Annotated in this window: 16 protein-coding genes; 7 read left to right on the top strand and 9 right to left on the bottom strand. The window is 72.9% G+C overall.

Translation table 11 applies throughout. The features are described from left to right. The first annotated feature begins 17 nt into the window (after positions 1 to 17). Positions 18 to 674: a hypothetical protein gene (locus ACIRPT_RS34595; protein WP_403834574.1), complete on the top strand. Its 657-nt coding sequence runs from the start codon at positions 18 to 20 to the stop codon at positions 672 to 674. Positions 675 to 705: 31 nt separating this feature from the next. Here the strand turns inward: ACIRPT_RS34595 and ACIRPT_RS34590 are convergent, their stop codons facing one another. Together ACIRPT_RS34590 and ACIRPT_RS34585 are read right to left on the bottom strand one after the other, a co-directional pair. Then, positions 706 to 1596: an alpha/beta fold hydrolase gene (locus tag ACIRPT_RS34590; RefSeq protein ID WP_403834572.1), complete on the bottom strand. Its 891-nt coding sequence runs from the start codon at positions 1594 to 1596 to the stop codon at positions 706 to 708. Further along, positions 1593 to 2321 carry a DUF998 domain-containing protein gene (locus ACIRPT_RS34585; RefSeq protein ID WP_403834570.1) on the bottom strand — a complete coding sequence of 243 codons (729 nt, stop codon included), beginning with the start codon at positions 2319 to 2321 and terminating at the stop codon, positions 1593 to 1595. The genes ACIRPT_RS34590 and ACIRPT_RS34585 overlap by 4 nt, the downstream gene beginning before the upstream one ends. Positions 2322 to 2825: 504 nt before the next feature. Here ACIRPT_RS34585 and ACIRPT_RS34580 point away from each other — a divergent pair. Beyond that, positions 2826 to 4454 carry a multicopper oxidase family protein gene (locus ACIRPT_RS34580; protein ID WP_403834568.1) on the top strand — a complete coding sequence of 543 codons (1629 nt, stop codon included), beginning with the start codon at positions 2826 to 2828 and terminating at the stop codon, positions 4452 to 4454. Positions 4455 to 4561: 107 nt separating this feature from the next. After that, the gene (locus ACIRPT_RS34575) at positions 4562 to 6313 is read left to right on the top strand and encodes an NAD+ synthase (RefSeq protein ID WP_403834565.1); all 1752 of its coding nucleotides are present in this window, start codon (positions 4562 to 4564) and stop codon (positions 6311 to 6313) included. A 462-nt stretch (positions 6314 to 6775) separates the two neighbouring features. Here the strand turns inward: ACIRPT_RS34575 and ACIRPT_RS34570 are convergent, their stop codons facing one another. The 4 genes from ACIRPT_RS34570 to ACIRPT_RS34555 all read right to left on the bottom strand — a co-directional run bounded on the left by ACIRPT_RS34570 (position 6776) and on the right by ACIRPT_RS34555 (position 11805). Further along, positions 6776 to 7984 carry an MFS transporter gene (locus tag ACIRPT_RS34570; protein WP_403834563.1) on the bottom strand — a complete coding sequence of 403 codons (1209 nt, stop codon included), beginning with the start codon at positions 7982 to 7984 and terminating at the stop codon, positions 6776 to 6778. Positions 7985 to 8178: 194 nt separating this feature from the next. Further along, positions 8179 to 9183 (bottom strand): endonuclease/exonuclease/phosphatase family protein, encoded by a 1005-nt coding sequence (locus ACIRPT_RS34565; RefSeq protein WP_403509630.1) that lies wholly within the window; start codon positions 9181 to 9183, stop codon positions 8179 to 8181. 334 nt (positions 9184 to 9517) lie between these two features. Further along, positions 9518 to 10189: a TetR/AcrR family transcriptional regulator gene (locus tag ACIRPT_RS34560; protein ID WP_403834560.1), complete on the bottom strand. Its 672-nt coding sequence runs from the start codon at positions 10187 to 10189 to the stop codon at positions 9518 to 9520. After that, a complete protein-coding gene (locus tag ACIRPT_RS34555) occupies positions 10186 to 11805 on the bottom strand; it encodes an MFS transporter (RefSeq protein ID WP_403834558.1) in 1620 nt (539 codons plus the stop codon). The genes ACIRPT_RS34560 and ACIRPT_RS34555 overlap by 4 nt, the downstream gene beginning before the upstream one ends. A gap of 201 nt (positions 11806 to 12006) precedes the next feature. Between ACIRPT_RS34555 and panB the strand changes: the two genes are divergently transcribed. The 3 genes from panB to ACIRPT_RS34540 all read left to right on the top strand — a co-directional run bounded on the left by panB (position 12007) and on the right by ACIRPT_RS34540 (position 14950). Then, the gene (gene panB, locus ACIRPT_RS34550) at positions 12007 to 12888 is read left to right on the top strand and encodes a 3-methyl-2-oxobutanoate hydroxymethyltransferase (protein WP_403509343.1); all 882 of its coding nucleotides are present in this window, start codon (positions 12007 to 12009) and stop codon (positions 12886 to 12888) included. A gap of 129 nt (positions 12889 to 13017) precedes the next feature. Then, positions 13018 to 14046, top strand: a complete 1029-nt coding sequence (locus ACIRPT_RS34545) for an ATP-binding cassette domain-containing protein (RefSeq protein ID WP_403834555.1) — start codon at positions 13018 to 13020, stop codon at positions 14044 to 14046. A gap of 73 nt (positions 14047 to 14119) precedes the next feature. After that, positions 14120 to 14950 (top strand): ABC transporter permease, encoded by an 831-nt coding sequence (locus ACIRPT_RS34540; RefSeq protein WP_403834553.1) that lies wholly within the window; start codon positions 14120 to 14122, stop codon positions 14948 to 14950. Positions 14951 to 14999: 49 nt separating this feature from the next. Here ACIRPT_RS34540 and ACIRPT_RS34535 read toward each other — a convergent pair whose 3' ends face one another. Further along, on the bottom strand, positions 15000 to 18389 hold the full coding sequence (locus tag ACIRPT_RS34535; RefSeq protein WP_403834550.1) for an AfsR/SARP family transcriptional regulator: 3390 nt from the start codon (positions 18387 to 18389) through the stop codon (positions 15000 to 15002). A 405-nt stretch (positions 18390 to 18794) separates the two neighbouring features. Here ACIRPT_RS34535 and ACIRPT_RS34530 point away from each other — a divergent pair, with 405 nt between their 5' ends. Then, positions 18795 to 19598: a site-2 protease family protein gene (locus tag ACIRPT_RS34530; RefSeq protein WP_403834547.1), complete on the top strand. Its 804-nt coding sequence runs from the start codon at positions 18795 to 18797 to the stop codon at positions 19596 to 19598. A gap of 13 nt (positions 19599 to 19611) precedes the next feature. Here the strand turns inward: ACIRPT_RS34530 and ACIRPT_RS34525 are convergent, their stop codons facing one another. Both ACIRPT_RS34525 and npdG read right to left on the bottom strand, forming a co-directional pair. Then, a complete protein-coding gene (locus ACIRPT_RS34525; protein ID WP_403509628.1) occupies positions 19612 to 19821 on the bottom strand; it encodes a hypothetical protein in 210 nt (69 codons plus the stop codon). Between the two features lie 605 nt (positions 19822 to 20426). Beyond that, complete coding sequence (gene npdG / locus ACIRPT_RS34520; protein WP_403834544.1) at positions 20427 to 21158, bottom strand: NADPH-dependent F420 reductase; 732 nt, start codon at positions 21156 to 21158, stop codon at positions 20427 to 20429. Positions 21159 to 21180: the final 22 nt, after the last annotated feature.

Here is a 21180-nt window from a genome sequence, read left to right as displayed (position 1 = left end):
TTCTTACGCTGCGGGGAATGCACCCCACTCCTGCCTCCGCCCCCGTCGTCCCTGAGCGCGCCGCCTGGCTCCGCACGCACACCGCCGGCTTCCTGCGGCCCGGCGAGGTGCTGTACGGAGCCCTGCCGGTCACGCTCGACGAGCTGGCGCCCGAACGCATCCCGAAGCGCTTCCGCAGGGCGAAGCCGGAGGCGGAGGCCGCGGCGCGGTTCACGGGGTGGCAGCGGATCTTCCTGCCGGTGGCCGCGGTGATGTATCTGGCCGCCGTACCGGCGGGGCTGGTGGAGGAGGGCGGGCACCGCACGTGGCGGGGCATCCGGCATCTCTTCCGGGGGCGGGTGTGGCAGGGCGGCTGGGAGAGCGCGGCGGGCCGGTTCGTGATCACCGCGCGCACCGGGCCGATGGACCGCGCGGGCCACGGTCACCAGCGGCTCGCGCTGGCCTTCACCGACCGGCGGCTGTTGCTGCTGAGCCGGCCGTCGGAGCCGGAGCGGGAGGCGGCGCAGCTGCTCGGGGAGCTGCCGCGCGGGCAGTACGGGCCCCGGCGCGAGACGCATCCGGCGCGGCACCGGGACCGGGTGGACCTCGCCTTTGCCGACGGATCCTGGGTGGCACTGGCGGCGGACGAGCGGGCGCAGGTGCCGCTGCTGGCCGGCCTCCTGTCGGCGGACTGAGGGCCGGGCCGGCGGGGCGGGGCCCGGCGGGTCAGGCGCGGGGCGCCGCCGTATCGCGGCCCTTTCCCGACAGGTCCAGTACGGCGCGGGCGACCGCTTCGGGGGCGTCGGCCATCACCAGGTGGCCGGCCGGGGCGGCGACCGCGAACCGGCCGCCCAGCTCGGTGGCGAGCGCCCGCTGACGCTCCAGCCAGCGCAGATCGCGGGCGTTCTCGCCGCCGTCGTAGGCCGCCAGGACCGCGACCGGGGCGGCCGGCAGCGGATGCGAGGGGCGGAGGGCGACAAGCTCGGCGGCCTGGTACGGGTAGGTCGCGTTCTCCAGGACACAGGCGCGCAGCACCCGGCTGGTGCGGTATCCGGCGCTCTCCCACGGGTGCGGCGGATGACTGCCGACGGTGCCGGCGCGGCCTATCAGCCGGCGGGCGGTGGGGAGGAGGGCACGGGGCACCCCGGCGGCGGACAGCGTGGCGGCCAGGCCGGACGCCCAGGCCGTACGGACCGCGCGGGGCAGCACCGGGTGCGGGTCCTCCTCGACGCTGGCGTCCACCAGGACCAGACCGGCGCAGCGGTGCGGATGCAGCCGGGCGAAGGCCTCGGCGTGGAAGCCGGCGAGGGAGTGGCCGACGACGGTGGCCGGGCCGCGGTGGCCGAGGGCGTCCAGGACATGGGCGATCCGGTCGGCCTCGGCGAAGAGGGTGGGCGCCGCCGGCGAGGGGGCGCTCAGGCCCAGGCCGGGGCGGTCGAAGCGGATGACCGTGCGGTGCGGGGCGAGCAGCGCGGCCACCGCGTCCCAGTCGAACCAGGCCATGCCGAGGCCGCCGCTGAGGACGCAGGGCGGGCCGCCGCCCTCGGTGAGGACGTGCAGCCGGATGCCGTCGATGGTGTGGATGCGGCCGGGGATGCGTATGGGGCGTCTGGTCATGGGCGTGCCTCCGGCTTCGGTTTCCTGACTTCTTTGTGCCCGGCCGGGCGGGCCACGCACCCTGCCAGCAGCGCGAGGTAGAGGGCGACCAGCAGGACCTGGAGGCGCTGGCCGGCGCCGAGGGCCCAGGTGCCGCGGCCCGCGGTGAAGGCCGCGGCCGAGGCCAGCGTCCAGAGCGTGGCGGCGAGTTCGGCGAGCACCAGCGGCGGGCCGAGGCGGGCGAGCCGCGGCCAGTGGCCGTAGCGGCGGGCCGCGAAGGTGAGCAGGATCAGGGCGGCCAGCGCGCCGGTCATGGCGAGGGAGCTGCTGATGGCGTGCGCGGTGTGGGTGGCCGCGACCAGGCCCGCGGTCTCCCGGGCGGCGCACGCGGGGTCGCTGGTCGGCGCGCAGCTCAGCGGGAGCCGGGAGTCGAGGGCGGTGGCCGCGCCGAAGAGGGCGAGCGCGGCCCAGCCCGCCGTCGTCCAGGGCCTGCGCTCCAGGGTGATCAGGGCCGACAGCGCGCCGGCCAGCACCAGCAGCCCGGCCACCAGGTCGGTGGCGCGGAAGAGCCCGCCCAGTGGCTGGTCGGCGGCCGCGAGCTCGCTGACGTACGCCCGCACGGGGTCGATTCCGGTGGCGAAGACCAGCTCCAGGACCCAGGCCGTGTACGCGACGGCCCCGAGCAGCAGCAGGACCGCCGCCGCCCGGCGGCGCAGGGCAACGCGGCGGGAGGGGGGCACGGCCATCCTGGTGATCGGATCGGGTGGACCCGGCCGGTCGGACGGAGCGCCGGGCACGCGGAACGCGTGGGAAGGCCAAGGATAGGCGGGTGGACTACAGCATTGCGGTGATACCGGCGCACGGCGCTACGGGTGGCCGCGCCCGCCTGCGCCCGGCGGGCCGCCCTCCGGGCTCGATACCCCGCGCGGGCAGGGCGCGAGAAGTCTGACGCCCCATCGAGAGGTCCGCAACGCGTGCACGCCGGCGGCGGAGCCGATGGGGCACCCGCCACACCATCCGGCCACGGCGGCGCACCCCGCGCCCGGTCCCGGGCTCCCCGCGCCCCGCACCGGCTCCCTGAGGCGAGCCCGCCCCGGCCGGATCCGCCACCGCCCCGCCAGGACTCCTCGCCCAACTGTCGGTGCTGCGCGTGTAGGAGCGCGCCCGGACGCCGACGCCTGCCCGCGTTCGCGCCCGCGCGCTCCTCCACCGACCTCATCACCTTCGACACCGACACGAGGTACTCACCCATGCGTACGGATTCCCCCCAGCCCCCGTCCCGCTCGCGCCGCGCCGTGCTCGGCGCCGGCGCCGCCGTCGTGGGCGGCGGCCTGCTGGCCGCCTGCGCCGGCGACCGGTCCGGCCGGCTCGACGGCGCGGACGTCCTGGTCGACGCCAAGAACGGCATGCCCCACGACGGTGCGTCGGACAGCTTTGTCAGCCCCGACGGCCCGGAGGTCATCGCGGCCGAGAAGAAGCGCCACACGGACGGCACCGTACGCAAGTTCAAGCTCACCGCCGCCGCCACCGAACTGGACCTGGGCGGCCGTACCGTCCGCACCTGGGCGTACGGAGACGAGCTGCCCGGCAAGGAAGTCCGGGTCACCGCGGGCGACACCCTCCAGCTGAAGGTCGCCAACCACCTCCCGGCGTACACGACCGTGCACTGGCACGGGCTGGTGCTGCGCAACGACATGGACGGCGTCCCCGGCATCACCCAGCGGCCCATCAAGCCCGGCGCGTCCTTCACCTACGAGTTCGCCACCCCGAGCCCCGGCACGTACTGGATGCACCCGCACGTCGGCGTGCAGATCGACCGGGGACTGTACGCACCGTTGATCGTCGACGACCCCAAGGAGCCGCTCAGTTACGACAAGGAGTGGATCGTCATGGTGGACGACTGGGTCGACGGGGTGGACGGCAGCACCCCGGACTCGGTGCTGGCCGAACTGAACCGGGGCAGAGGCGGCTCCTCCGGCCACGGCAGCATGGATCACGGCGAGACGGGCCCCGGCGGAGCCGAACCGGCGAAGCCCGCCGTCGCCGGCCCGCCCCGCATGCTCAGGGGCGCGAGAAGCAGGCTGCTGGGCGGCCACGCCGGCGATGTGGACTACCCGTACCACCTCATCAACGGCTGCACCCCCGAGGACCCGCGGATCTTCCAGGCCAAGCCCGGCGACCGCATCCGCATCCGGTTCATCAACGCGGGCGGCGAGACCGCCTACCGCGTGGCGCTGGGCGGCCACTCCATGACCGTCACGCACACCGACGGCCACCCCGTCGAACACGCCACCACCGATGCCCTGCTGATCGGCATGAGCGAGCGCTACGACGTCCTGGTCACCGCCAAGGACGGCGTCTTCCCGCTCACCGCGCTCGCCGAGGGCAAGAACCGCACCGCGCTGGCCGTGCTGCGCACCGGCGGCGGCGAGGCTCCCGGCCCCACCACCCGCCCCAAGGACCTCGACGGCAAGCTGCTGACCGCCGGCGACCTGAAGGCCGCGGAGTCCGTACGGGCGCAGTCCCGGGGCATCGACCGCACCATCGACTTCCATCTCACGGGGAACATGCGGAAGTACAACTGGGCGATCAACGGGCGGCCGTACACCCCGTCCCAGCGGTACCCGGTCGCGGCGGGTGAGCGGGTACGGCTCACCTTCCACAACCGCAGCCCGATGTTCCACCCGATGCACCTGCACGGGCACACCTTCGCGCTGCCCGACGGCGGCCCCCGCAAGGACACTCTGAACGTGCTGCCCGGCAACCGGGTGAGCGTCGACCTCGACGCCGACAATCCGGGCCTGTGGATGCTGCACTGCCACAACATCTACCACTCGGAGTCGGGGATGATGACGATCCTGGGCTACCTGAAGAAGTAGGACGGGCGGGGGCGGGGGCGGGGCCTCCCCCTCGCCCCCTCCCCTCCTCGGGGTTCTCGGGCACCCTTAACGTCACCTAGACGATTAGACTCAACTACACTGATCCCGTGGCTCAACTTCGTCTCGCCCTCAACCAGATCGACTCCTGCGTCGGCGACATCGCCGGGAACGCCGAGACGATCGTGCACTGGACGCGGCACGCCGCCGACCAGGGCGCGCACCTCGTCGCCTTCCCCGAGATGGCGCTGACCGGCTACCCCGTCGAGGACCTCGCGCTGCGCCGGTCCTTCGTGGAGGCCAGCCGCACCGCCCTGCGCTCACTGGCCGTCCGGCTGGCCGGCGAGGGGCTGGGCGAACTCCCGGTGATCGTCGGCTATCTCGACCGCTGCGAGCGGGACGAGCGACGCTACGGGAGGCCGGCCGGCGCCCCGCAGAACGCCGCCGCCGTACTGCACCGCGGCGAGGTCGCCCTGTCCTTCGCCAAGCACCACCTGCCCAACTACGGCGTCTTCGACGAGTTCCGGTACTTCGTGCCCGGGGACACGCTGCCCGTGGTCCGGGTGCACGGCGTCGATGTCGCCCTCGCCATCTGCGAGGACCTGTGGCAGGAGGGCGGCCGGGTACCGGCGACACGGAGCGCGGGCGCCGGGCTGCTGCTCTCCGTCAACGCCTCGCCCTACGAGCGGGACAAGGACGACACCCGGCTGGAGCTGGTGCGCAAGCGCGCGCAGGAGGCCGGCTGCACCACCGCCTATCTGGCGATGATCGGCGGGCAGGACGAGCTGGTCTTCGACGGGGACTCCATCGTCGTCGACAAGGACGGCGGGGTGATCGCGCGGGCGCCGCAGTTCGCGGAGGGCTGTGTCCTGGTCGACCTCGAACTCCCGGACGCGGCGCCCGAGCCGCCCTCCGGTGTCCTGGACGACGGCCTGCGCGTCGACCACGTCGTCCTGACCCCCGACCCGCTGCCCGCGTACGCCCCCGAGACGCTCGGCGGCGAGGCGGAACGGCTGGGCGACATCGAGGAGATCTACACCGCGCTGGTCGTCGGGCTGCGCGCCTACGTCGCCAAGAACGGCTTCAACAGCGTCGTCATCGGGCTCTCCGGCGGCATCGACTCCGCGCTGGTCGCCGCGCTCGCCTGCGACGCACTGGGTCCGGCGCACGTCCACGCCGTCGCGATGCCCTCCCGCTACTCGTCGGACCACTCCCTGACCGACGCCGCCGAACTGGCCCGCCGCACCGGACTCGCCTTCCGTACGGTGCCGATCGGCCCGATGTTCGACGCGTACATGGAGGCGCTGGGGCTGACCGGCCTCGCCGAGGAGAACCTCCAGTCGCGGCTGCGCGGTACGACGCTGATGGCGATCTCCAACCAGGAGGGCCACCTCGTCCTCGCGCCGGGCAACAAGTCCGAGCTGGCGTGCGGCTATTCGACGCTCTACGGGGACTCCGTGGGCGCGTACGGCCCGATCAAGGACGTCTACAAGACCGTCATCTTCCAGCTCGCCCGCTGGCGCAACCAGGCGGCGGCCGACCGCGGCCAGACCCCGCCGATCCCCGAGAACACCCTCACCAAGCCACCGAGCGCGGAACTGCGCCCCGGCCAGGTCGACACCGATTCACTGCCCGACTACGCCGTCCTCGACCGCGTGCTGGAGCTCTACGTCGACCGCGACCAGGGCCGCGAGCAGATCGTGGCGCAGGGCTTCGACGAGGAGCTGGTGACCCGGGTGCTGCGGATGGTCGACCGCGCCGAGTACAAACGCCGCCAGTACCCGCCGGGCACCAAGATCTCCGCCAAGGGGTTCGGCAAGGACCGACGGCTGCCGATCACGAACCAGTGGCGGGAGGGCTAGCCGCTAGCGCTTTGCCTGGGCCGTACGTTGTCGGCTGTCCCGCCGTGGTGGTTTGTCGCCGTTGCGCCTGCGGCGGGCGTGGTGTTGTCGGGTGCGGTGACGGCCCTACACGGCTCCGCCGCTACGGTCCGTCCCCTCCCGTGAGTGGGGGAGCGGGCGTTGAGTTGTCCGTTTCCCACGGTGGATCCACAAGGTGCGGCTGACCGAATACGTACGCCCCCACGGTTTTCTCCCACCCCCAACGGGGAGGGGCCGGGCCGCAGGACGGAGTCCGGAGGCCCGGTCCCGCAGCCGAACAGCCCCGCGCAAGCGGCACCAGCCCGCCGCAGGCGCCACGGCGGGAGAGCCGGACACGTCGGCTGTGGCAAAGCGCAGCGGACCGGCCCGCCGCAGGCGCAACGGCGGCAAACCCCCACGGCGGGAAAGCCAAAAACATCGGCCCAGGCAAAGCGCAGCGGAAGGTTAGCCGAGTTCCGCCCGCACCGTGGCCGGTTCCGTGGAGCGGGCCACGATGCGGGACGGGTCGTGGGTGCCGCGGTCGAGGAGGCCGGCCAGTACGGCGACGGCCAGGCCCACGGCGGCGAGAACGGCGCCGACCAGCGTCGGGGAGGTCCAGCCCCAGCCGGCCGACAGGGCCAGGCCGCCGACCCAGGCGCCGCCCGCGTTGGCGAGGTTGAAGGCGGACTGGTTGGAGGCGGCGGCCAGCGTGGGGGCCTGGTGGGCCTTGTTCATGACCAGCATCTGCAAGGGCGTGGTGGTCAGGAAGCCGACGGCGCCGATGAGGACGACGGTGACCAGGGCGGCCCATTTCACCTCGGCGGTGAAGTGGAAGACCGCGAGGACGAGGGCGAGGGCGCCCAGGGAGCCGTACAGGGTGGGGCGCAGGGCGCGGTCGGTGAGGGGGCCCGCGGCCAGTGCGCCGAGGGTCATGCCGATGCCGAAGAGGGCGAGGACCAGCGGGACCGAGGTCTCGGAGAAGCCGGTCACCTTGGTCATCATCGAGGCGAGGTAGCTGTAGACGGCGAAGATGCCGGCGAAGCCGAAGACGGTGGTGAGGAGGCCGAGGAGGACCTGGCGGTCGGCGAGCGCGCGCAGTTCGCGGGGCAGGCCGGTGCGTTCCTCGGCGGGCAGCGGCGGGATCAGGCGGGCCAGCGAGGCCATCGCGACGAGGCCGATGGCGGCGACGACCAGGAAGGTGGCGCGCCAGCCGAGGTGCTGGCCGAGCAGGGTCGCGGCGGGCACGCCGACGATATTGGCGATGGTCAGGCCGAGGAACATGGTGGCCACCGCGCGTGCCTGGCGGCCCTCGCGCACCAGCCGGGCCGCGACCACCGCGCCGACGCCGAAGAACGCGCCGTGCGGAAGGCCGGCCAGCAGCCGGCCGGCGATCAGCAGACCGAAGCTGGGGGCGAGGGCGGAGGCGAGGTTGCCGGCCGTGAAGAGCGCCATCAGCAGCACGAGCATCCGCTTGCGCGGGATGCGGGAGCCGAGTGCGGTCAGCAGCGGGGCGCCGATGACGACACCGAGGGCGTAGGCGGAGACGAGGTAGCCGGCGGTGGGCACCGAGGTGCCCAGATCGTCCGCGACATTGGGCAGCAGGCCCATCATCACGAATTCCGTGGTACCGATTCCGAAGGCCGAGATCGCGAGAGCGAGCAGAGCCAAGGGCATGTGGACCTGGACCTTTCCGGGGGAGACGTGCAGTCGGTTCGCGTACGGTCACGCACGGTGTCGTGCCGTGCGTTCCTGCGCACGGTTCGCTCCGTGCCCAGTTCGTTTACGTACGGAACAAAGTGTCTCAGGTCCAGTATTCCGACGCAGGAACGGGACGTGACGATCCCGCGTCGGCTGCCCGACCGGCCGCGTCAGATCTTGACGGACGCGGCGAGCGGCAGATGGTCGCTGCCGGTGGCCTTCAGCGTCCAGGCCGCGACCGGGTCGATCCCCTTCATCATGATCTGGTCGATCCGGGCCATCGGAAAGGCAGCCGGCCAGCTGAAGCCGAAGCCGTCGCCCGCTGCGCCCTGCGCGGAGCGCATCTGGGAGGTGACCGGGGCCAGCGAGCGGTCGTTCATGGTGCCGTTGAGGTCGCCGAGCAGGATCGTCTTCTTCAGCGGGTCGGCGGCGATCGCCTCGCCCAGCGCCTCGGCGCTGCCGTCGCGCTGGCCCGCGGTGAAGCCCGCCTCGACCTTGACCCGTACGGACGGCAGATGCGCGACGTAGATGCCGGCCTTCTGGCCGTCGGCGGCGGTGACGGTGGCGCGCAGCGCGCGGGTCCAGCCCATCTTGATGTCCACCGGCCGGGCGTCGCTCAGCGGCAGCTTGCTCCACAGGCCGACGGTCCCCTCGACCGTGTGGTACGGGTACGCCTTCGCCATCTCCCGCTTGTAGGTGGGCAGGGCGGTGTCGGTCAGCTCTTCCAGGGCGACGACATCGGCCTTGGAGTTGACGATGTCCTGGGCGGTGGCCGCCGGATCGGGGTTGTCGGCGTTGACGTTGTGGGTGACGACGGTGACATTGCCGCCGGTGTCCGCCTTGTCGGTGAGCTGCCCGCCGAAGAGGTTGAGCCAGACGGCGGCCGGCAGGACGAGCGCGAGCAGCGCGGTCGCGGAGCGGCGCAGCACCGCGAGGGCCAGCAGCAGCAGGACGCCCAGCCCCAGCCAGGGCAGGAACGTCTCCAGCAGACTGCCCAGGTTTCCCACGGTGTTGGGGACCCGGGCGTGCAGGAACATCAGCAGCCCGAGCAGTACGGCCAGCACCGCGAGCACGATGCCGCGGCGCCACATCCCCTCGGGGCGCCACCAGTTCCGCAGGCGTCCGGCCCGGGAACCGGCTCGCTCGGGGTTGTGCCCCTGTCCCGGCTCCGTCATGTATGCCTGCGCCATGTAGCTGTCCTCACTGCCTTGCTCTGGTGCGCCTCGCCTGTGATCCCCGACCCTAGGCGATGGCCCTTATACCCGTTCTTAGATCAGCACTGTCCCGGAAGGGCCCCGCGCATGTGTGCACTGCGCCTTCCCGGCCGGGCCTGCTCGCCTGTGAGGACGGTGTGGCGGCGGGCCGGGGTTCCAGCGGGCGGGTTCGTGACGACGGCTGTGACAGAACGGGCATGGTCCGGTCATACGGGGTGGAGCACCGGGTGACGCGGGGGTGCGCAACGGACCGGTGCGGCGGCCGGGTTCGGCGCGCCGCGGTCCGCTGCCGGGTTCAGCCCGCCGCCGGCTGCGGCCTGGGGCGTACGCCCTCGAGGACCATGTCGACGATGTCCTCCGCGAGGCCCTCGGGGAGTTCCTTCCACTCGTGGAGGATGGCGCGGGCCAGCATCGGGCCGACGAAGAGGTCGGCGACGGCCTCGGCGTCGTGGTCGGTGCGGATCTCGCCGTTGGCCATGCCGCGCCGGAGCACCTTGAGCACCGCCTCGTTACGGGCCCGCACGACCGTTTCGTGGTACTCCGCCCACAGCTCCGGATGCCCCTGGACGTGGCTGACGACGGTGCGCAGCAGCGCGGAGTTGCGCTTGGCCAGTCCGCGGCGGCGCAGGAACTCCAGCAGGGAGATCAGGTCGTCGCGTACGGATTCGCCGTTCAGCGGCGGGGGCGGCGCGTCCAGGGACCGCATGACGTCGAGCATCAGGGCGTTCTTGCCGGACCAGCGGCGGTAGACCGTCGCCTTGCCCACACCGGCCTCGCGGGCGATGCGTTCCATCGACAGTTCGCCGATGGCGGCGCCCTCCTCGATCAGGCGGAGTACGGCCTCGATGATGGCGGAGTCGGCCGCGGCGCTGCGCGGTCTGCCGCGGCGCGCGGGATCGGCCTGGCCGGGCCGTCCCGCTCGCGCACCGGCTGCCGCCGCCTCGGATTCTCCCGCCGCCCGGCTCATCCCCGTACGCCCGCCTTTCGCTGTTCGTTCGGCTCCGCGTCACGCGGGGCCGATGCCATTTTGCCGGGCAGGAAGGCGGCGACCACCACGGCACCCACCACCGCGACGCCGGCGGAGCCGAGCGCGGTGACGTGCATGGCATGCACGAAGGCGTCCTGGGCGGAGGCGACCAGGCCCCGTCCGGCCGGGCCCAGGTGCCGGGCGAGGCCGAGGGTGGCTTCGATGGATTCACCGGCCGCGTGCCGCGCCGCGGCCGGTACGCCGGGCAGCGCGGCGAGCTTGTCCTGGATGCCGTCGCGGTAGGTGGTGGACAGCAGCGAGCCGAGTACGGCGACGCCGAGGGTGCCGCCGACCTGCCGGAAGACGTTGTTGAGCGCCGAGCCGGAGCCGGCCTTCTCGCGGGGCAGCGACTGCATGATCGCGACGGTGACCGGCGGCATGATGTGCGCCATGCCCGTGCCCTGGAGGAAGAAGAGCACCTCGAGGATCCAGATCGGGGAGTCGGCGTCCAGCAGCAGCATGCCGGACATGGTCACGGCGATGGTCAGCATGCCGGCGGTGCACACCACTCGGGCGCCGAAGCGGTCCACGGCGAGCCGGGCCCGGGGCGAGAAGATCAGCTGGGCGGCGGCCAGCGGCATGATCAGCAGGCCGGCCTCCAGCGGGCTGTAGCCGCGCACGCTCTGCACGTAGAAGACGATGAAGAACGTGACGCCCATCAGCGCGAAGAAGACCAGCGCGATGGCGCCGACGGCGGCCGAGAAGGCGGGCTTGCGGAAGTATCCGATGTCGATGGACGGATGGCTGCTGCGCTTCTGGTGCAGGACGAACACGGTCAGCACGGCGAGGCCGCCGGCGATCGTGCCGAGCACCTGCGGGTCGGTGAAGTCGGCGAGCTGACCGCCCTTGATGAGCCCGAAGACCAGCAGGACCAGGCCGATGACGGACAGCAGCACGCCGAACGGGTCGAGCCTGCCGGGGCGGGGGTCCCGGGAATCGGGGACCAGGATCACCATCGAGACGAGCGCGATCAGCACGATGGGGACGTTGACCATGAACACCGAGCCCCACCAGAAGTGGTCGAGCAGCAGTCCGCCGGTGATCGGGCCGATGGCGATGGCCAGGCCCACGCCGCCGGCCCAGATGCCGATCGCCCGGGGCTGCTCGTCGCGCTCGAAGACGTTCATCAGGATGGCGAGCGTGGAGGGCATGACGAACGCGCCGCCCAGGCCCATCATGGCGCGGAAGGCGACCAGCTCGGCGGGCGAGCCGGCCATCCCGGCGAGCACCGAGCCGGTGCCGAAGACCACCAGGCCGAAGAGCAGCACCTTCTTGCGGCCGAGCCGGTCGCCGAGCAGGCCCGAGGTGAACAGCAGCCCGGCGAAGACGAGCGTGTAGGAGTTGATCGCCCACTCCAGCTCGCTCTGGGTGGCACCGAGGCCGTGGGGTGCCGGGGTCGCGATGGTCTTCATCGCGACATTGAGGATGGAGTTGTCCAGCACCACTATCAGCAGGCTGAGCATGAGGACGGACAGGATCGCCCAGCGGCGCCGGTAGATCTTGTCGGGGACCCGGCGGGCGGCCGGGCCGCCGGGCGCGTTGGAGGAGGTGGTCATGACGTCCACCATACTCGCTTTTCGATACGGACCCGTTCCGTATCGATGAAAAAATCCTTCGTGTCGACACCTCCGCAGGTCAGGGCCCTGCCACCGGACGGCCGCGGCCCTCTTCCCCTTCACGCGCCGCGCATGCCAGCATGGAGGGGAGTCCGGGGACACCGTCAGGGTGCCTCGAGATGACGAACAGGAGCCGTCACCATGACGCAGCTTTCGCCTGCCCGGAAGCAGGCCGCCAAGCCCGCCTCCGAGAGCAGCAAGACCCTGTACGGGGGAACCAGCTCGCGCCGCATCACGATCCGCGACATCGCCGCCGCCAAGGAGCGCGGCGAGAAGTGGCCGATGCTCACCGCTTACGACGCCATGACCGCCTCCGTCTTCGACGAGGCCGGCATCCCCGTTCTGCTCGTCGGCGACTCGATGGGCAACTGCCACCTCGGCTACGAGTCCACCGTGCCGGTCACCATGGACGAGATCACCCTCCTCTCCGCCGCGGTCGTCCGCGGCACCAAGCGCGCCCTCGTCGTCGCCGACCTGCCGTTCGGCTCGTACCAGGAAGGCCCGGTGCAGGCGTTGCGCAACGCCACCCGGATGGTCAAGGAAGCGGGGGTGGGCGCCGTCAAGCTGGAGGGCGGGGAGCGCTCCGCGCACCAGGTGGAGCTGCTGGTGTCGTCCGGCATCCCGGTGATGGCCCATGTCGGGCTGACCCCGCAGTCCGTCAACGCCTTCGGCGGCTACCCGGTCCAGGGCCGCGGCGAGGAGGCGGCCCAGCAGCTGCTGCGGGACGCCAAGGCGGTGCAGGACGCCGGCGCGTTCGCGGTCGTACTGGAGGCCGTCCCGGCGGAACTGGCCGCCGAGGTCACCCGCTCCCTGCACATCCCGACCGTCGGCATCGGCGCGGGCCTGGACTGCGACGCCCAGGTGCTGGTGTGGACCGACATGGCGGGAATGACGGCGGGACGGATGCCGAAGTTCGTGAAGAAGTACCTCGAGATGCGTGAGCTGCTCGGCGGCGCGGCGAAGGCGTTCGCCGAGGACGTCGTCGGGGGCTCGTTCCCGGCGGAGGAGCACACGTTCCACTAGCGGGGAACGGCCGTCAGCCGTCGGCCGTCAGGCCGGCGGCAGTCCACTGACAGGCCGCTGACAGCCCACAGGTCCGGCTGTCGGTGGCCTGTCGGTGCGTTGTCGGTGCGCCCTGTCACCGTTGACGGCATGACGCGACAGACGACAATCACCAAGGGCGGCAATGCCGTCGAGGTGCGCGGTCTGGTCAAGCACTTCGGCGATGTCAAGGCCGTCGACGGTGTGGACCTGGACGTGCGGGAAGGCACCGTGCTCGGCGTGCTCGGCCCCAACGGCGCCGGCAAGACGACCCTCGTACGCTGCCTGTCCACCCTCCTGGTGCCGGACGCCGGCCGGGCCGTGGTGGCCGGCTTCGACGTGGTGCGCCAGCCGCGCGCACTGCGCCGCACGATCGGCCTGACCGGGCAGTACGCCTCGGTCGACGAAAAGCTCTCCGGCTGGGAGAACCTCTACATGATCGGGCGGCTGCTCGATCTGTCCCGCAAGGACGCCCGCCGGCGCGCGGACGAGATGCTGGAGCGGTTCTCGCTGACCGACGCGGCCAAGCGCGCGACCGCCAAGTACTCCGGCGGTATGCGCCGCCGCCTGGACCTGGCCGCCTCCATGATCGGCCGCCCGGCCGTGCTCTATCTCGACGAGCCGACGACCGGGCTCGACCCCCGTACCCGTAACGAGGTGTGGGACGAGGTCCGGCGGATGGTGGACGACGGCGTGACGGTGCTGCTCACCACCCAGTACATGGAAGAGGCCGAGCAGCTGGCCGACGAGCTGACGGTCATCGACCGCGGCCAGGTGATCGCCGAGGGCCGGGTCGAGGAGCTCAAGGCCAAGGTCGGCGGGCGGACGCTGGGGATCCGGCCGGCCGATCCCGGCGAGCTGGACCGGATGGTCGGCGCGCTCGCACAGGCCGGTCTGGACGGCATCGCGGGCGCGACCGCCGACCATGACGGGGGCGTGGTCAACGTCCCGATCATCAGCGACGAGCAGCTGACCGCCGTGGTCGGCATGCTCGGACAGCGCGGCTTCGCGCTCGCCGGGATCAGCACCCATCTGCCCAGCCTCGACGAGGTGTTCCTGGCCATCACGGGCCAGAAGACCTCCGAGGCCGCGGCCCTCGACGACACCACGGACCAGAGCTACGCGGAGGTTTCGGCATGAGCGAGCGCAGCGAGCGAATCATCATGAGGTGCGTGCCGCGCACATGCGAGGCCGAGCGCAGCGAGGTGTCGTCATGAGTGCCGCCACACTGAGCGCACCGGCCGTCAAGCCGGGCGCCGACGAGGGCAGGATCGGGCTGCGCGCCAATCTGCGGCACATCGGTGCGCTGGCACGGCGCAACGTCCTGCAGATCAAGCAGGACCCGGAGTCGATGATGGACGTCCTGCTGATGCCCGTCATCTTCATCCTGCTGTTCACCTATGTCCTCGGCGGCGCCATCGCCGGCAAGGGCCAACAGCACGGCTACATCCAGTATCTGGTCCCCGGCATGATGGCGATGATGGGCATGAACATCGCCATGGCGGTGGGCAGCGGCGTCAACGACGACTTCCGCAAGGGGGTCATGGACCGCTTCCGGACCATGCCGATAGCCCGGTCCTCGGTCCTGATCGCCAAGATCGTCGTCGAGATCGGCCGGATGCTGATCGCCATCGCGATCCTGCTCTGCATGGGCTTCCTGATGGGCCTGGAGCTCAAGGGCGGCGTCCTCGCCCTCCTCAGCGCCGTCGCGCTCTCCGTGGCCTTCGGCATCGCCCTGATGTGGATCTTCATCCTGCTGGGGCTGAGCGTGCAGACCCCGCAGGCGGTGCAGGGCATGGCGATACTGGTGCTGATGCCGCTGCAGTTCGGCTCGTCGATCTTCGCGCCGCCGACGACGATGCCCGGCTGGCTGGAAGGCTTCACCAAGGTCAACCCGCTCTCCAACCTGGCGGACGCGGCCCGCGCCCTGGTCAACGGCCATGGCGCGGTGGCGCACCCGGCGCTGATGACGCTCGGCTGGACGGTCGCCATCACGGCCGTCACCATGCCGCTCGCGGTCCGGAAGTTCCGGAGCAAGACCTGACGCATGTCCCGCGGGGACTTCCCGCGGGACGCCCTTCGCCCGGCTCGCGTCAGATGAGGGCGGCGGCCTCCTCGACACCGAGGCCGCCGCCTTCGGCGTACCCGCGCTCATAGGCCGCATCGCCCAGCAGCGCCCGCGCGGCCTCCTCCGTCCGTACGCGGTCCTTGCGTACGACCAGGGTCGGGGCGTGCGAGACCGACCGCAGCGCGTCGTACGCCCCCACCAGGCGGGCCGCGTCCACGGCGCCGCGCTCGCCGCGTACGGCCATCAACACCCGTGCGCCGCCGAGGAGTTGGATGACGGCCAGATCCGGTGCGACCATCTGCGCCAGCTCGTCGCGGGTCAGCTCCAGCGCCGCCCGGAACCGCGCCAGCAGCTCCGCCCCGTCGTGCCCCTCGTCGACGTCCAGCGAGATCAGCGCCGACTCCAGGATCCCGAGGAACAGTTCCGGGCCGCGCGGGCCGAATGTCTCGCGCACCGCCTCCAGTTCCGCGCGGGCCTCGGCCGTACGGCCCTGAACGGCCAGGTGCGTCGCCAGCGTGATGCGCGCGAACGGCTCCGCGTCGCGGCCGCTGCTGGTCTCCTTGCTCTCCGCCACGACCGCGCGCAGCAGCCGCTCCCCCGCCTCCGCCTGGCCCTCCTCCAGCAGTACGCTGCCGAGCCGGGCGCGCAGCAGCATCGTCTGTCCGTGCGCGCCCAGGTCCTCGGCGTACGCCATCGCCGCCCGGTAGTCCTTCGCCGCGAGCTCGTACTCGCCGCGCTTCTCCCGGGATTCGCCGCGCCCGGACAGCGCCTCGGCGGCGCCCCAGGCATCGCCGATCCGGACGAAGATCCGCAAGCCCTCGTCGGCATCGGCCATCGCCTGTTCCAGGGCGCCCGCGTGGTCGTTGAGCACCTTGGAGCGCAGCGTCAGGACGTAGGCCAGGTCCCAGTCGAAACCGAGGTCGCGGCTGGCCCGGACCGCGCCGTCGACCAGTTCCGTCAGCCGGTCGATCCGGCCGGAGATCAGCACCGCGTAGTACCACAGGATGCCCGGCATCCGGCAGGTCTGCGGCATCCCGCCGCGGTAGGCGCCGGTGATCCCGGCCAGTTCCTCCCGCATCTCGGGGGTGCGCAGCGCCTGGATGTCGCTCTCCTGGCAGGAGAGCGCCACCAGGCGGGCCCCGCGGCGGGCCTCCATGAGCTGCTCGGGGTCCATGGGCGGCGGCTTGTCGATGGCCCGCTCGAAGAGGTCGGGGGCGGGGGTGTGCGGCGCCAGGAAGGGGTTGGGCCCGAGCGTCCCGGCCGCGCGCGCCCAGTGGTAGGCGTCGCGGAGGTGGTCGCGCAGCGACCAGAACCAGTGCAGGGACAGCACCAGGCACAGCGCCTCGTGTTCGTCGCGGGCGGCGACGGCGCGGCGCAGCGCGGTGCGCAGGTTGTCGTGTTCCAGCTCCAGGCGGTCCATCGCGGCGCGCTGGCCCGGCCCGCGCAGCAACGGGTCGGTGGTGCGGGCCAGTTCGCGGTAGGTGACCAGATGGCGGCGCTCGGCCGCCTCCCGTTCGCCGGCCTCGTCCAGCCGCTCGCCGGCGTACTCCCCCACCGTCTCCAGCAGCCGGTAGCGCATCGCTCCTCCGGTGCCACCGGAGTGGCTGTCGCCGCGCCCCTGGTCGGCGGGCGCGGCCACCACCAGCGACTTGTCGATCAGCGAGCCGAGCAGCGCGGCCACATCGCGCCCGTCGACGCCGTCGCCCGCGCACACCTCCTCGGCGGCGGCCAGATCGCAGCCGCCGGCGAAGACGGACAGCCGGCGCAGCACCGCCCGCTCGGATGCGTCGGTCAGCTCCCAGGACCAGTCCACTACGGCGCGCAGCGTCTGCTGGCGGGGCAGGAGCGTGCGGCTGCCGCTGGTCAGCAGCCGGAAGCGGTCGTCGAGCCGGTCGGCGATCCCCCGCGGGGAGAGCATCCGCAGCCGGGCGGCGGCGAGTTCGATGGCGAGCGGCAGTCCGTCGAGGCGGCGGCAGATCTCGGCGCAGGCCGCGGCGGTGTCCTCGTCGGCGTCGATCCGGAAGCCGGGGCGGGCGGCGGCCCCGCGGTCGGCGAGCAGCCGCAGCGCCACCGGGTCGGGCAGCGGCTCGACCGGCCGCAGCACCTCGCCCGGTACGGCCAGCGGCTCCCGGCTGGTCGCCAGGACCGTGACGCCGGGGCATTCGGCCAGCAGCCGCTCGGCGAGTTCGGCGGCGGCGCCGATCACATGCTCGCAGTTGTCGAGGACGAGCAGCATCCGCCGGCCCGCGCACTGCTCGGCGAGCCGGGCGAGCGGGTCGAGGGCGGTGGGGTCGCCGGCGGCGCGCAGCCCCTCGGCGGCGGTGCCGCGGACGACGGTCTCGCGGGCGCCGAGCGCGGTGAGCACCGCCTCGGGCACGGTCGCCGGGTCGTCGACCGGCGCCAGCTCCGCCAGCCAGACGCCGTGCGGCCAGGCGTCCGGGGCGGCGGCCGCGGCGCTTTCGGCGCCTTCCTGCGAGAGGCGGGTCTTGCCGGCGCCGCCGGGTCCGAGCAGGGTCACCAGGCGGTGGGCGGCGAGGTCGGCGCCGAGCGCCGCGATGTCGGCGTCGCGGCCCACGAAGGAGGTGAGGCGGGCGCGGAGGTTGCCGGGGCGGCGGGCCGGCGCGGGCCGTACGGGGTCCGGGGCGGGGGCCGTGCCGGGGGGCGGGGCGAGGGGCGGGGCGGGCGCTGCGGGCGGCTCCGGGCGCAGCAGTTCGGCGTGCAGGGCGCGCAGCTCGGGGCCGGGGTCGGTGCCGAGGCGGTCGGCGAGGCCGGTGCGTATCTCTTCGTAGGCGGCGAGCGCCTCGGCGCCGCGCCCGGCGGCGCGCAGGGCGCGCAGCCGCAGGGCCTGGAGGGGCTCGTCCAGGGGGTGCTCGCGGCAGAGCGCGGTCAGGGTGGGCAGCGCCCGCTCCGGGCGGCGCAGGGCGAGGTCGGCGGCGAGGCGGTCGCGCTGGGCGTCCAGGCGGCGGCTCTCGGCGCGGGCCGCCTCGACGCCCCGGTCGGGCAGATCGGCCAGCGCAGGGCCGCGCCAGAGGGCCAGCGCCTCGTCGAGGAGGGCGGCGGCGTGGGCCGGGTCCGCCTCGGCGAGCGCCCGGCCGCCGTCCGTGGCCAGCCGTTCGAAGCGGTGCAGATCGACGGCGTCGGGCTCGGCGCACAGGCGGTAGCCGCCCTCGACCGAGGCGACGGCGGCGTGGCCGAGGGCCCGGCGGAGCCGGCCGACCAGCGCCTGGAGGGCGCCGGCCGCGTCGGCGGGCGGATCCATGCCCCAGACGTCGGCGATCAGCAGATCCGGGGAGAGCGCCCGGCCGGGGCGCAGCGCCAGGGCGGCGAGCAGGGCGCGCAGCCGTGCGCCGCCGAGGGCGACGGGGGTCCCGTCGGCCCGGCCGGCCTGCGTGGTGCCGAGAATTCCGTAGCGCACCGGGCCATTGTCGTGCACGGCCGCGCCGCTCACCGTGCGCTCACGCCTCTCGCATTCCCGAACGATCCCACCGACAAGTCACCCATGCCCCGGATGCATCCCTGACGTATCCCTGATGAGCCCATGCACGAGCCCTGATCGACCCCCCGACGCGTCCCGGATACGGCGCGGCCCTCCCCCCGGTTTTTCCCCGGGGTCCACTCTGCCCGGAACCCGGCGGGTACCGCGCGTCGTTTTCCGCGCAAGGCCGCCGGGTCGTGTCCGGACCGGACCGGGCAGGAGCCGCTGCCGGGACGCTCCGAGTGGTCCACCGGACAGCTCCGCCGCCGGGGACCGTGCGGAAACCGCCGCGCGGCGGTTACGGTCGTGGCTGCCGACCACGCCACCCCGGGAGACCGCGAGACCATGACCACAGCCCTTCAGCGCGCCGACCGTCGCATCAGCCCGGTCTTTCTCGCGCTCGTCGCCGTCATGGCCGTATCGGGATGGGCGGTGTGGAGCCAGACCATAGCCGCCGACACCCGCTTCGCGGTCTTTCTCTTCGTGGTGTCCGGCTGGGTGGTGTCGCTGTGCCTGCACGAGTACGCGCACGCCCGTACCGCGCTGCACGGCGGCGACATCTCGGTGGGCGCCAAGGGCTACTTGACGCTGAACCCGCTCAAGTACACCCATGCGCTGCTGAGCATCGTGCTGCCGGTGATCTTTGTGATCATGGGCGGGATCGGGCTGCCCGGCGGCGCGGTGTTCATCGAGCACGGCCGGATCCGGGGCCGCTGGCGGCACAGCCTGATCTCGGCGGCCGGGCCGCTGACGAACGTCCTGTTCGCGGCGGTGTGCACCGCGCCGTTCTGGCTGCACGCCCTGGACGGTGTGCCGGAGCCGTTCCGCTACGCGCTGGCGTTCCTGGCGCTGCTCCAGGTCTCCGCCGCGATCTTGAATTTTGTGCCGGTGCCCGGCCTGGACGGCTACGGCGTGATCGAGCCGTGGCTGCCGCTGAAGATCCGGCGCCAGGTGGAGCCGTTCGCGCCGTTCGGGCTGCTGGCGGTTTTCGGCCTGCTGTGGGTGCCGGAGATCAACCATGTGTTCTTCGACTTCGTCGACACGGTCCTGCGCGCCCTGGGTGTGACGAACTGGGACACGTACCTGGGCCAGGAGCTCTTCCGGTTCTGGCGGGACGAGTCGCAGGCGCTGGCCGGCGGGGGCGTGTAGCGCGCCGGCGTCCTCAGCCGGCCGCCGCCTGGCGCTCCAGCTTCGCCCTGCGCACGTAGAACCACGCCATGTTGCTGGAGATACCGGCCATCAGGACCCAGACGATGCCGACGAAGCTGCCGTTCACGAAGGAGAAGACGGCCGCGGTGACGGCGAGGACGCACAACGCGATGGCCATGAGGGCGAGTCGCCGGGACGGGCCGGAGGGAAGCAGGCGGGGCATGGGGTTCGTCTCCCGGGAGAGGTCAGCAGGTTCGGGCATTCCCACCCAGTGTCCCCCATGCCCGTTCGCTGCGCTTTGCCTGGGCCGATGTGTTCGGCTTGCCCGCCGTGGGGGGCGCCGCCGTTGCTCCCCCACTGTCTGAAGGGCGTGGGAGGTGCCCCCACGCGGCGGGCGGTGCCGCTTGCGCGGGGCCGGTTCGCTGCGCTTTGCCGTGGCCGACGTGTTCAGCTCGCCCGCCGTGGGGGTATGTCGCCGTGGCGCCTGCGGCGGGCGGTGCCGCTTGCGCGGGGCTGTTCGGCTGCGGCACCGGGCCTACACGGCTCCGCCGCTACGGCCCGGCACCTCCCCGTCGGGGGTGGGAAAGAACGGTGGGGGCGTGTGTGGGCGGTCGGGTGTGCGTCGTGGACCGATCAGGGCGAACGGACACACGACGCCCGCCCCCACCGTCCCCTCCCCCCACCCACGGGAGGGGATGGCCCGCAGGACGAAGTCCGGAGGGCCGTCACCGCACACGACGAACCCACGCCCGCCGCAGGCGCCACGGCGAGAACCCACCACGGCGGGAAAGCCGACAACGTACGGCCCGGGCAAAGCGCAGCGGACCGTCAGACGTCCGTGATCCGCAGACCGGCGTGCGCCTTGTAGCGGGTGTTGGTCGAGATGAGGTTGGCGACCAGCGACTCGACCTGGTGGGCGTTGCGCAGCCGCCCGGCGAAGACGCCCCGCATCCCGGGGATGCGGGCGGCCAGCGCCTGCACCACATCGGTGTCGGCGCGGGACTCGCCCAGCACCATCACATCGGTGTCGATCCGCTCGGTCTCGGGGTCCTGGAGCAGCACCGCGGACAGGTGGTGGAAGGCGGCGGCGACCCGGGAGTCGGGCAGCAGGGCCGCGGCCTGCTCGGCCGCGCTGCCCTCTTCCGGCTTGAGGGCGTAGGCGCCCTTCTTGTCGAAGCCGAGCGGGTTGACGCAGTCGATGACGAGCTTGCCGGCCAGTTCCTCGCGCAGCGCCTCCAGCGTCTTGCCGTGGCCCTCCCACGGCACGGCGACGATCACCACATCGCTGCGCCGGGCGCAGTCGGCGTTGACGGCGCCCTCGATGCCGAGGCCGAGCTCGTCCGCGGCGGTCTGGGCGCGCTCGGCCACCCGGGAGCCGATGATCACCTTCTGGCCGGCCCGGGCGAACCGGTAGGCGAGGCCGCGCCCCTGGTCACCGGTGCCGCCGAGGACGCCGACGACGAGGCCGGAGACGTCCGGGAGGTCCCAGGGGTCGCGCTTGAGGGCGGCCTTCGCTCGGGTCGCGGCGTTCGGGGACAGGGCAGCGTCAGGAGTAGTCATGACAGCGATACTGTCACGCCGT

The organism is Streptomyces sp. NPDC101227, from assembly GCF_044767545.1.
Lineage (GTDB): Bacteria > Actinomycetota > Actinomycetes > Streptomycetales > Streptomycetaceae > Streptomyces.
The sequence above is the reverse complement of the archived record's forward strand: the minus strand, read 5'-3'. Positions and strand labels throughout refer to the sequence as shown.